This window comes from Kitasatospora sp. LaBMicrA B282 (assembly GCF_050325825.1).
Taxonomy (GTDB): domain Bacteria; phylum Actinomycetota; class Actinomycetes; order Streptomycetales; family Streptomycetaceae; genus Kitasatospora.
Genome location: NZ_JBNQTI010000216.1, coordinates 1 through 12091, shown reverse-complemented (window position 1 = coordinate 12091; position 12091 = coordinate 1). Strand labels below are relative to the sequence as shown.

At 75.5% G+C, this 12091-nt stretch carries 8 protein-coding genes; 2 read left to right on the top strand and 6 right to left on the bottom strand.

The features are described 5' to 3' along the window. The 3 genes from ACQRUO_RS35455 to ACQRUO_RS35445 all read right to left on the bottom strand — a co-directional run. The coding region (locus ACQRUO_RS35455) for an AAA family ATPase (RefSeq protein WP_428320276.1) at positions 1-1364 on the bottom strand (1364 nt) is incomplete at its 3' end. Between the two features lie 215 nt (positions 1365-1579). Continuing rightward, a complete protein-coding gene (locus ACQRUO_RS35450; protein ID WP_428320275.1) occupies positions 1580-2236 on the bottom strand; it encodes an NUDIX domain-containing protein in 657 nt (218 codons plus the stop codon). Between the two features lie 128 nt (positions 2237-2364). After that, complete coding sequence (locus tag ACQRUO_RS35445) at positions 2365-3966, bottom strand: CTP synthase (protein ID WP_428320278.1); 1602 nt, start codon at positions 3964-3966, stop codon at positions 2365-2367. Positions 3967-4716: 750 nt separating this feature from the next. Between ACQRUO_RS35445 and ACQRUO_RS35440 the strand changes: the two genes are divergently transcribed. Further along, a complete protein-coding gene (locus tag ACQRUO_RS35440) occupies positions 4717-6708 on the top strand; it encodes a glycoside hydrolase family 15 protein (protein ID WP_428320274.1) in 1992 nt (663 codons plus the stop codon). Positions 6709-6765: 57 nt separating this feature from the next. On the opposite strand, the gene ACQRUO_RS35435 is transcribed toward ACQRUO_RS35440, so the two are convergent. The 3 genes from ACQRUO_RS35435 to ACQRUO_RS35425 all read right to left on the bottom strand — a co-directional run bounded on the left by ACQRUO_RS35435 (position 6766) and on the right by ACQRUO_RS35425 (position 10528). Continuing rightward, positions 6766-7899, bottom strand: a complete 1134-nt coding sequence (locus tag ACQRUO_RS35435) for a glycosyltransferase family 4 protein (RefSeq protein WP_428320273.1) — start codon at positions 7897-7899, stop codon at positions 6766-6768. 133 nt (positions 7900-8032) lie between these two features. Further along, a complete protein-coding gene (recN, locus tag ACQRUO_RS35430; protein WP_428320277.1) occupies positions 8033-9766 on the bottom strand; it encodes a DNA repair protein RecN in 1734 nt (577 codons plus the stop codon). A gap of 75 nt (positions 9767-9841) precedes the next feature. After that, on the bottom strand, positions 9842-10528 hold the full coding sequence (locus tag ACQRUO_RS35425; protein ID WP_428320272.1) for a YczE/YyaS/YitT family protein: 687 nt from the start codon (positions 10526-10528) through the stop codon (positions 9842-9844). Between the two features lie 119 nt (positions 10529-10647). Here ACQRUO_RS35425 and ACQRUO_RS35420 point away from each other — a divergent pair. Further along, positions 10648-12091: PLP-dependent aminotransferase family protein (locus ACQRUO_RS35420; RefSeq protein ID WP_428320271.1), on the top strand; the 1444-nt coding region annotated here is incomplete at its 3' end.

The following is a 12091-nucleotide window of genomic DNA, read 5'->3' as shown; positions in this document are numbered from 1 at the left end:
AGCGCCCGCAGCAGCGCCCCGACCAGCCGGGCGGCCGAGCCGTCCAGGTCGCCGGCGGCCACCGCCTGCTCGGCGGCCGCGAGCAGGCCGGCCCGCTCGGCGAGCAGCCAGTCGCGGGCCTGCCCCGCGCTGCGCAGCCGCAGCGGCCCGGGCAGCGGGTCGGGCGCCGCACCGGCCGGGGCGAGCAGCGCCCGGGCGGACTCGACCAGCCGCACCAGCCGCTCCAGCAGCCGGGCCCGGGCCAGCTGCACCTCGCCCGCCCGGTCGTGCCGCTCGCGCAGCCCGACCAGTTCGGCGAAGAAGCGCCGCGGCAGCCGGTAGCACGGCGTGCCGTCGGCGCCGGTGCTCAGCTCCTCCAGCAGCTCGCCCTCGGCCAGCGCGCGCAGCGCCGCGGCCGCCTCCGGGGCGGGGCAGCCGGCCAGCGCGGAGGCGGTGCGCAGGTCCGCCCGGCCGCCGGGGGCCAGGGTGAGCATCCGCAGCAGCCGGGCCTGGGCCACCGGCAGCCCCTGGTAGCGCAGGGTGAACGCCGCGGTGAGCACGTCACCGCCGGCCGCGGCGCCGCCCGGCTCGCCCGACGGGCCGCTCGTCGCGCGCAGCGCGGCGGCCGCGTCCGGGACGGCGGCCTTGGGGTGGGCGCGCAGCCAGTGCGCCATCAGCCGCAGCGGGGCCGGGCGGCCGGCGCAGGCCTCGGCGAGGTCGGCCGCGCCGACCGGGTCGCAGCCGATCCGGGTGCCGCCGACCAGCGCGGTGAGCAGGTCGATCGCGGCGCCCTCGTCCAGGCCGCGCAGGATCACCGGGTCCACCCGGAACCGGTCGGCCAGGGCGGTGAGCGGCCCGGTGGTGGTGGCCAGCACCAGGCAGCGCGGCTCGTCGGGCAGCAGCGGGCGCAGCTGGGCGGCGTCGGCCACGTCGTCGAGCAGCAGCAGGGTGGCCCGGCCGGTGAGCGCCGCGCGCAGCCGGGCGCAGGCGGGGTCGTCGGCGCCGGGCCGGGTGGGGGCGTCCAGCGCGACGGGGGCCGGCGGCGCCGGGTGGGCTGCGTGCGCCGGCAGCGCGTCGTCGGGCAGGTCGAGGGCGACCAGCAGCCGGCGCGCCACGGTGCCGGGCGGCTCGGCGGTGCCGTCGGGGGCGGTGAGCTGGTCGGCGAGCACCAGGTAGTCGCCGGCCAGCGCGCGGGCGAACCGCCGGGCCAGCGCGGTGCGCCCGGAGCCGGGCCGGCCGGTGATCACCAGGACCCGGCAGCGGTCCGGGCTCCGCCGGCGGGCCTCGGCGCGCAGCGCGGCCAGTTCGGCCTGCCGCCCGGTGAACGGGTCCGGCCCGGGGGGCAGCCCGGCCACCGGCCCGTCGGGGGCCGGGCGTGCGTCCATTGTCGCCGTCTTCCTCGCCACCTGCGCCACTCCCGACCCAGTCGCCCAGCTTCCCGTCAGCGAAGCGTAGTTCGCCCCGGCGGCCGGGCCGAGGGGGCAACGGTATGACCAAGTGGCAAATCACCCGGGCGTACTACGGATACGACCGGTCGCCGCCCCGGACACGACCCGTCACCGGACCGGACACGCCGAGTCACCGGCCCCCCGACGGAGCGTCAGAGCTTGAACGGCCGGGCCGGCCACGGCGCCTCGGCCGGGCGCAGCGCGGACAGGCCGGGGCCGGTGAGCGCGGCGTGCAGCGCCAGGGTGCCGGTGACCAGGGTGGGGTTGTGCAGCTCGCCGGCCAGCACCAGGTCGACCAGCTCCGCCAACGGCACCCGGGCGGTCTGGATCTCCAGTTCCTCGCCGTGCGCCGCGTACTTCTCGCCCTCGGCCTCGGCCAGGCCGGTGGCCAGGAAGAGCCGCAGCGCCTCGTCGGTGCCGCCGGGCGAGGTGTAGAAGTCGACCAGCACCCGCCACTCCTCCGCCTTGCAGTACGCCTCCTCGTACAGCTCGCGCTGCGCGGCGTGCAGCGGGTTCTCCCCCGGCACGTCGAGCAGCCCGGCCGGCAGCTCCCACAGGCGGTGCCGGACCGGGTGCCGGTACTGGCGCACCAGCAGCACCCGCTGCCGCTCGTCCAGCGCCAGCACCGCCACCGACCCGGGGTGGGTCTGGTAGTCGCGGCGCTGGTAGCCGCCGTCCGGCATCAGCACCTCGTCGGTGCGCACGCCGGTGACCCGCCCCTGGAACGGCGTGCTGCTGGTGCGGACCTGCCACTCCTCCGCGACGTCCCGGATCTGCCCCTGCTCCTGCTGCTGCTCCTGCTCGGCCATGGCCGCTCTCCCCTTCTCGCCCCGACGAGCCTTTTCGTCAGTACGACACAATCTAACGCCGAACGGCGGCCCCGCGAGATCCGCGGGGCCGCCGTCCGGTGAACAGTCAGGACTGCTCGACCACGCGACTACTCGGCGCTGGTCTTGATCTTGATCGCGGCCGCGACCAGCCCGGCGAAGAGCGGGTGCGGGCGGGTCGGGCGGGACTTCAGCTCCGGGTGCGCCTGGGTGGCCACCAGGTAGGGGTGCACCTCGCGCGGGTACTCGACGTACTCCACCAGGTCGCCCTTGGGGGACAGGCCCGAGAAGACCAGGCCGGTCTTCTCCAGGTCGGCGCGGTAGGCGTTGTTGACCTCGTAGCGGTGGCGGTGGCGCTCCTCGACGTACTGCTCGCCGGCGTAGACCTCGCGGACGATCGAGCCCTCGGCGAGCTTGGCCGGGTAGAGGCCCAGGCGCATGGTGCCGCCCAGGTCGCCCTGGCCGCCGACGATCGCCAGCTGCTCGGCCATGGTGGAGATCACCGGGTGCGCGGCGGCCGGCTCGAACTCGGTCGAGTTGGCCTCGGGCAGGCCGGCCAGGTTGCGGGCCGCCTCGATCACCACGCACTGCAGGCCCAGGCAGAGGCCGAGCAGCGGGATCTTGTTCTCCCGGGCGTAGGTGATCGCGCCGACCTTGCCGTTGACGCCGCGGTCGCCGAAGCCGCCGGGGATGCAGATCGCGTCCACGTCGCCGAGCTGCTCGCGGGCGCCCTCGGGGGACTCGCAGTCGTCCGAGGTGACCCACTTGATCTCGACCCGGGCGTTGTTGGCGAAACCGCCGGCCCGCAGCGCCTCGGTCACCGACAGGTAGGCGTCGGGCAGGTCGATGTACTTGCCGACCAGCGCCATCTTGACGATGTGCTGCGGCTCGTGCACCCGGCGCAGCAGGTCGTCCCAGGTGGTCCAGTCCACGTCGCGGAACGGCAGGTCGAGCCGGCGCACCACGTAGGCGTCCAGGCCCTCGCCGTGCAGCACCTTGGGGATGTCGTAGATCGACTTGGCGTCGATGGCCGCGACCACGGCCTCCTCGTCCACGTCGCACATCAGCGAGATCTTGCGCTTGATCGCCTGCGGCACCTCGCGGTCGGCGCGCAGCACGATCGCGTCCGGCTGGATGCCGATGTTGCGCAGCGCGGCCACCGAGTGCTGGGTGGGCTTGGTCTTCAGCTCGCCGGACGGGCCGATGTAGGGCAGCAACGAGACGTGCACGAAGAAGACGTTGTCCCGGCCGACCTCGTGGCGCACCTGGCGCACGGCCTCCAGGAACGGCAGCGACTCGATGTCGCCGACCGTGCCGCCGACCTCGGTGATCACCACGTCGACGTCCTCGGTGGCCATCCGGCGGATCCGGGACTTGATCTCGTTGGTGATGTGCGGGATGACCTGGACGGTGTCGCCCAGGTACTCGCCGCGCCGCTCCTTGGCGATCACCGTGGAGTAGACCTGGCCGGTGGTGACGTTCGCCGAGCCGTGCAGGTTGGTGTCCAGGAACCGCTCGTAGTGGCCGATGTCCAGGTCCGTCTCGGCGCCGTCGTCGGTGACGAAGACCTCGCCGTGCTGGAACGGGTTCATGGTGCCCGGGTCCACGTTGAGGTACGGGTCGAGCTTCTGCATCGTCACCCGCAGGCCGCGGGCCTTGAGCAGGGCACCGAGGCTGGAGGCCGTCAGGCCCTTGCCGAGCGAGGAGGCCACACCCCCGGTGACGAAGAGGTGCTTGGTCGTCACGGCGCGGCCGTGCGCCGCCTTGCCGGAATGGGGCTGTGCCAAGAGGGGGCTCCCGTGGGTCGCAGTCGAGGATGACGCCGGTGGAGTGCGGACGCGGGACTGACGACGCATCGGTGATCCGGGGGTCGTCAGTCAGCGGGTCCGGGGCGGTTTATCCACCAGTCCACGGGATACCAGGGTATCAGCGAGCCGGGTGGCGCGCGGTCGCACGCCCGTCCGCTGACCCGGCCGGGTGATCTCCCGGCGGTGGCCCGGGTGGGCCCGGCGCGGCCGCTGCGGCCAGGGTGATCAGGGCGGGATGGCCCGGAATGATCACCGCTGGATCCCCCGCCCGACACCCGCGCTCACCCATGCGGGCTACTTTCGGAAAGCCACCCTGGGCAGACGGCCGTACCTGATCGTTTCCGGGTGCTCAGGCCCCTTCCGTCGTCGTATCCTGCACGGACGCATCGCCGACAGCAGAGCAAGCCGAGGACGAGGGGTCCGGACGACACCTCTCCGTCCCCGATGCGCGACCGGACTCCCCCCGTTCCACCAGTTCACTCCAGAGCCAGTTCCAGGAACCCGCACCGGGGTTCCGCGCGGCCCGACCTCGGCCACCGCCACCAGCGGCACCGAGCGGCACCCGGACTTGGCACCGCGTCACCCCCGGCCCCGCAGGACTCGCTCTCGTCTCCGTCGGCGACCGCCGAGCACTACCGCGAACTGGAGATGCACGTGGCCGGCCGTATCGAGGACTACGCACTTATCGGGGACATGCAGACCGCCGCCCTGGTCAGCAGAGACGGCGCTGTGGACTGGCTCTGCCTGCCCCGCTTCGACTCCCCCGCCGTCTTCGCCGGCCTGCTGGGCACCGATGAACACGGGTTCTGGCGGATCGGCCCGGCCGAGGCGGCCCCGACCGGGCCGCTGCCCACCGCGCCCGCCCCGCGCGCCCCCTTCACCGATACGGGTGATCTGAAGGTCGTGCCGAGCAGCGCCGCCGCCCCCGCGGTGCCCGCCGACCGGCGCCGTTACCGGGGTGACTCGCTGATCCTGGAGCAGGAGTGGGACACCCCGCGCGGCAGCGTCCGGGTGATCGACTTCATGCCGCCGCGGCACCTGGCGGAACAGCAGCCGGTGCCGCAGATGATCCGGATCATCGAGGGCCTCACCGGCCGGGTGCGGATGCGCTCGGCGCTGCGGATGCGGTTCAGCTACGGCAAGGTGGTGCCCTGGGTGCACCGGGTCGAGCAGCCCGGCGGGGGCCACCGCACGGTCGCGGTGGCCGGCCCCGACTCGGTCTGGCTGGACGGCGAGGCCGAGACCTACGGCCGCGACCTGACCACCTACGCCGACTTCACCGTGGCGGCCGGCGAGCGGGTCACCTTCGCGCTCACCTGGCAGGCCTCCCACCTGGCCCCGCCGGAGCTGCCCGACCCGGAGGCCTCGCTCACCCTCACCGAGGAGTTCTGGGTGGACTGGGTCGCCCAGTGCACCTACCAGGGCCCGTACCGGGACGCCGTGGTCCGCTCGCTGATCACCCTCAAGGCGCTCACCTACGCCCCCACCGGCGGCATCGTCGCCGCCCCCACCACCTCGCTGCCCGAGGACATCGGCGGCGAGCGCAACTGGGACTACCGCTACACCTGGCTGCGGGACGCCGCGATCACCCTCTCCTCGCTGCTGCGCACCGGCTACCGGGAGGAGGCCCGGGCCTGGCGCGAGTGGCTGCTGCGCGCGGTGGCGGGCGACCCGGAGAACCTGCAGATCATGTACACCATCACCGGCCAGCGCGAGCTGACCGAGAGCCACCTCGACTGGCTGCCCGGCTACGAGGGCTCGGCCCCGGTGCGGGTCGGCAACGGCGCGGCCGGCCAGCTCCAACTGGACGTCTACGGCGAGGTGGTCGAGGCGCTCTACCTGGCCCAGATGACCGGCCTGTCCCGCAACGACCACGCCCACCTGCTCCAGCTGCGCCTGATCAGCTACCTGGAGGAGCACTGGAAGACCCCCGACGAGGGGATCTGGGAGGTGCGCGGGCCGCGCCGGCACTTCGTCCACTCCAAGGTGATGGCCTGGGTCGCGGTGGACCGCACCATCAAGCTGATCGAGCAGACCGAGGCGGAGGGCCCGCTGGACCGCTGGCGGGCGCTGCGCGAGGAGATCCACGCCGACGTCTGCGAGAAGGGCTACGACCCCGAGCGCAACACCTTCACCCAGTACTACGGCGGCACCGAGCTGGACGCCTCGCTGCTGCTGATCCCGCAGGTCGGCTTCCTGCCGCCGGACGACAAGCGGGTGATCGGCACCATCGAGGCGATCCAGCGCGAACTGTCCACCGAGGACGGCTTCGTGCTGCGCTACCCGACTCACGACGAGAGCGGTGCCAATGTCGACGGGCTCTCCGGGCACGAGGGGGCGTTCCTGGCCTGCTCGTTCTGGCTGGCCGACGACCTGGCGATGATCGGGCGGGTGGCCGAGGCGCGCGAGCTGTTCGACAAGCTGCTCGGGCTGCGCAACGACCTCGGGCTGCTGGCCGAGGAGTGGGACCCGCGGCTCAAGCGGCAGGTCGGCAACTTCCCGCAGGCCTTCAGCCACGTGCCGCTGATCGACACCGCCCTGCGGCTGACCGCCTGCGGCGCCGCCTACCTGGCCCCGCAGCCGGCCGTCCAGCCGGTCCCCGAGGACACCCCGCGGCGGCCCGGCCGCCAGCCGGTCCGTTCCTAGGGCCTGTGGCCCCCCCTTCCGGCGCCGCGGACCGCGGCGCCGGAGCCGCGCAACGGCTCAGCGGCGCTGGACCAGTTCGTCGTAGGTGCTGAGCACCTGCGCCACCGTGGCGGCCTCGTCCGGCCAGGTCTCGGCCTGGGCGGGGCCGGCCTTGGCCAGCGCGGCGCGCCGCCCGGGATCGGCCAGCAGCTCGCGCACCGCACCCGCCAGCGCCGCCGGGTCGCCCCCGGGCACCAGCACCGCGGCATCGCCGACCAGCTCCGGGATCCCGCCGACCGCGGTCGCCACCAGCGGCACCCCGGCCCGCAGCGCCTCCTGGGCCACCAGCGAGCGTGCCTCCCAGCGGCTGGGGATCACCACCAGGTCGGCGGCGGCCAGCAGCTCCGGCACGTCGGTGCGGTGCCCGAGCAGCCGCACCGGCAGGTGCTCGGCGGCCACCCGCTCGGCCAGCTCCGCCTGCTGCGGGCCGTCCCCGGCGACCAGCACCAGCGCCTCGCCGAGCTCCCGGGCGGCGTCCAACAGCAGCGGGTACCCCTTGTGCGGCACCAGCCGGCCCACCGCGAGCACCAGCGGACGGTCCTGCTCGCCCGGGCCGAGCAGGACGGCCCGGGCCGCTGCCCGGTCCTGCGCGGCCGGCGGGCGCGGCGGCGCGGCCACCGGGCCGAGCCGGGCGTCGCTGGCACCCAGTTCGCGGGCCCGCGCCACCAGGTCGGAGGAGGCGCCGAGCACCAGGTCGGCGGCCCGCGCCACCCGGCGCTCCATCAACCGCTGCAACCGCCGCTCCAGCCCGGTGGCCAGCAGCGCGTGGTGGAAGGTCACCACCAGCGGGGTCTCCGGGCGCAGCCCGGGCAGCCGACCGGCGGTGCGCAGCGCCAGGTCGGCGAGCAGGCCGGCCCGCAGGCCGTGCGCGTGGACCAGGTCGGCACCGGTGAAGGCGCGGCGCAGCTCACCGATCGCGGTGGCGTCACTACGGGCGCCCGAGGTCGCGGTGATCTCCACCGGGTGGAAGACCGCGCCGGTACGGGAGAACGCGAAGAGCGCGTCGGACTCGGCGGGGGCGCACACGGTCACCTTCACGCCGTGCGCGGTCAGGCCCTGGGCCAGCGAGCGCACGTGGGCGCCGATCCCGCCGCTGCCGGCGGACAGCACCAGCACCACGTGCAGCTGGCCCGGGTCCGGGGAATGGTCCACGTCGTATCGCTCTCACCTAGGGAAAACCACAGGCCTCTGGAGCACCAGGCTCCGTCGCCACCATGCCAGGTCCCGGGGCCTCTTGGACAGTCGGCACGGCAGTCGGCCGGGCGGCCGGCGGCCCGGCCCGGGCTCAGGCCTCCTGCGGTCCGCGGGCGGTGGCCAGCAGTTCCTCGGCGTGCGCCCGGCCCAGCTCGGAATCCTCCAGCCCGGCCAGCATCCGGGACAGTTCGCGTACCCGCTCCTCGTCCCCGAGGGTCTTCACCCCGCTGCGGGTGACCGTGCCGTCGTTGGTCTTCTCCACCACCAGGTGCCGGTCGGCGAAGGCCGCGACCTGCGGCAGGTGGGTCACCACCACGACCTGCGCGGTGCGCGCCAGCTTCGCCAGCCGGCGCCCGATCTCCACCGCGGCCTTGCCGCCGACGCCCGCGTCGACCTCGTCGAACAGGTAGGTGGGCACCGGGTCGGAGGCGGCGAAGACCACCTCGACCGCGAGCATCACCCGGGACAGCTCACCGCCGGAGGCGCCCTTGGCGATCGGTCGCGGGGCGGCACCCGGGTGCGGGGCGAGCAGCACCTCCACCTCGTCGACCCCGTGCGAGCCGTAGGCGACGGTGCGGCCGTCCAGCTCCAGGCCGCCCTGCTCGTCGAGCCGGGTCAGCGCGAAGGTGACCCGGGCGTGCGGCATGGCGAGTTCGGTCAGCTCGGCCGAGACCGCGGCGGCGAACCGGTCGGCGGCGGCCGCCCGGGCCGCGGAGACCTCGGCGGCCAGCGCGGCCAGCGTGCCGCGCAGCTCGGCGTGTTCGGCGGCCAGCTCCTCGATCCGGTCGTCGTCGCCGTCCAGCTCGGCCAGCCGCTGCGCGCCCTGCTCGGCCCAGGCGACCACCTCGGCGGTGCCGCCCTCGGCGCTGCCGTACTTGCGGATCAGCTGGGCCAGCACCGCGCGCCGCTCCTCGACCGCGGCCAGCCGCGCCGGGTCGGCGTCCAGGTCGTCGGCGTACAGCGCGAGGTCGCCGGCCACGTCGGCGAGCAGGTAGCCGACCTCGGCCAGCCGCTCCGCCAGGGCGCCCAGCCGCTCGTCGTGCCCGCTCACCCCGTCCAGCGCCCGGCGGGCCTGGCCGATCAGGGTGCCGGCGTCCAACAGGTCGGGGTCGGCCGGGTCGCCGGCCAGCGCGGCGTGCGCGAGCACCGCGGCGGAGGAGAGCGCGTCGGCGTGGCCGAGCCGCTCGGCCTCGGCGGCCAGCTCGACCTCCTCGCCCGCGACCGGCTCGGCGGCGGCCACCTCGTCGAGGCCGAAGCGCAGCAGGTCGGCCTCCTGGGCCCGTTCCCGGGCCCGGGTGGTCAGCTCCTCCAGCGTGGCCGAGACCTCGCGCAGCCGCCGGTAGCAGGTCCGGTAGCGGGCCAGCGGCTCGGCCAGCGCCTCACCGGCGTAGCGGTCCAGCGCGCCGCGCTGGCGGGCCGGGCGGAGCAGCCGCTGCTGGTCGCTCTGGCCGTGCACCGCGATCAGGTCCTCGCCCAGCTCGGCGAGCAGGCCCACCGGAACCGAGCGGCCGCCGACGTGCGCCCGGGAGCGGCCCTCGGCGGAGACGGTCCGGCTGATCAGCAGCGCGCCCTCGTCCAGCTCGGCGCCGGCCTCCCGGGCCCGCGCGGCCACCGGCGAGTCGGCGGGCAGGTCGAGGCGGCCCTCGACCACCGCCCGCTCGGCGCCGGCCCGGACCAGCGCCGGGTCGGCCCGGCCGCCGAGCAGCAGGCCGAGGCTGGTCACCACCATGGTCTTGCCCGCGCCGGTCTCACCGGTGACCACGGTGAATCCGGGAGCCAGCTCCACCACCGCGTCGTCGATGACACCCAGATCCCGTATCCGCATCTCGTCCAACACGGAGACGACCTTACGAGACCCCGGCCCCGGAGCGCGACGAGCCCGGGCAGCACGGCGCGAAGTTCATTCGTTCCGGGCCTCGGACCGGGCCTCGTTCCGGAACCGGTTCGGCTGGTTCGGGCGCTCGTTGCGGGACCGCGGCCCGGGGACCGTGCACCGCATCAGGAAGAACTGCGCCAGCGGGCCGATCGCCAGTGCGTACACGAGCGTGCCGAGCCCGACCTGACCGCCCAGCAGCACCCCGACCAGCAGCACCGCGAGCTCCAGGCCGGTCCGCAGCAGGCCGAGCGAGCGGCCGGTGCGCCGCTCCAGCCCGGTCATCAGCCCGTCCCGCGGGCCCGGGCCGAGCCCGGCGCCGATGTACAGGCCCATCGCCAGACCGTTGAGCACGATCCCGGCCGCCAGCAGCGCCAGCCGCGGCGCGAGCGCGTGCTGGACCGGCACGAGCGCCAGGGTGCGGTCCATCGCGGTGCCGATCAGCAGCACGTTGGCCACCGTGCCCACGCCCGGGCGCTGGCGCAGCGGGATCCAGAGCAGCAGCACGGCCAGGCCGGTCAGGTTGGTCACGGTGCCGATGCTCAGCCCGAGGTGGGCGGCCACCCCCTGGTGGAAGACGCCCCACGGGTTGAGGCCGAGGCCCGCCCGGTAGGTCAGCCCGGAGCTGGCGCCGTAGAGGGCCAGCCCGGCAAGGAGTTGCGGCAGACGGCGGCCGAGCGCGGTGCCGGGCCGGGGCAGGGCGAGGATCGCCATCGAGGGCTCCTTCGGGGCGGTGCGTGTTCTGTCGGCCACTGCTGTCGGGCGGGCCGCCCTGCCATCATGGGAAGTCCACTGGACCACCGGACAGGTCCAATTCGAGTCAGGTGGACTGCATGGCCGACTGGCAGAGCACCATCACCCCGGCGGCGCTCGCCCGGCTGCTGCGCGCCACCGGCGCACCCGAGGCGGACCGCGCACGCCGCCCCGCCTACCGCGAACTGGCCGCCCAGGTCCGCCGACTGGTCGGCGACGGACGGCTGCCGGTGGGCACCCGGCTGCCCGCCGAACGCGAGCTGGCCGCCGCCCTGGCCCTCAGCCGCACCACCATCGCCACCGCCTACGAGGCCCTGCGCGGCGAGGGCTACCTGCACAGCCGGCGCGGCTCCGGCAGCTGGACCGCGCTGCCCGCCGGCAGCGCCCCGCCCGCCGACGGGCTCTTCCCGCTGCCGCCCGACGACTACGGCCGGGTGATCGACCTGGGCGCCGCCTCCCCGGCCGCCCCGCAGCCGCTGCTCGCCGAGGCCGCCGCCCGCGCCGTCGAGCAGCTGCCCGCCTACGCCCAGGGCCACGGCCACTACCCCACCGGCGTCCCGGCGCTGCGCGAAGCGGTGGCCCACCGGTTCACCGAGCGCGGCCTGCCCACCTCCCCCGACCAGATCCTGATCACCACCGGCGCGATGAGCGCCCTCGACCTGGTCCGCCGCTCGCTGGTGCGGCGCGGCGACCGGGTGGCCGTCGAGTCCCCCAGCTACCCGCACCTGCTGCGGGCGCTGCGCGAGGCCGACGCCCGGCTGGTGCCCGTCCCGCAGCACCGGGTGGACGGGCCCGAGCAGCTGCCCCGGTGGGACCTGGCCGAGTGGCGCCGGGTGCTGCACGGCGCCGCCCCGCGGCTGGCCTACCTGATCCCCGACTTCCACAACCCGACCGGAGCGCTGATCGACGAGGAGCAGCGGCGCGAACTGCTGGCCGCCGCCCGGGCCGCCGGCACGCCGGTGCTGGTCGACGAGACGATGGCCGAGCTGGCCTGGGGCGGCGCGCCGCTGCCCCGCCCGATGGCGGCGCTGGACCGGACCGCCCAGGTGGTCACCGTGGGCTCGGCCGGCAAGCTGATCTGGGGCGGGCTGCGGGTCGGCTGGATCCGGGCGGCGCCCGCGCTGGTCCGGCAGCTGGCGGCGGACCGGATCCACACCGACGTCGGCACCCCGGTGCTGGAGCAGCTGATCTGCGCGGCGCTGCTCGGCGAGCGGTTCGCCGAGGTGCGCGAGGCACGGCTGGGCGCGCTGCGGGAGAGCGCGGCGGCGCTGGTGCCGGCGCTGCGCGAGCGGCTGCCGCAGTGGCGGTTCGCCGTGCCGGCGGGCGGCATGACGCTCTGGATCGACACCGCGGGGCTCTCCGGGGCGGCGCTCTCCCGGGCCGGCGAGCGGGTCGGGCTGCGGATCGCGGAGGGCGCGCGGTTCGGCGCGGACGGCGCCTTCGAGGCCTTCGTCCGCCTCCCGCTCACCGTCCCCGCCGCGGCCGCCGCCGAGACCGCCGAGCGGTTGGCGGCGGCGGTCGCGG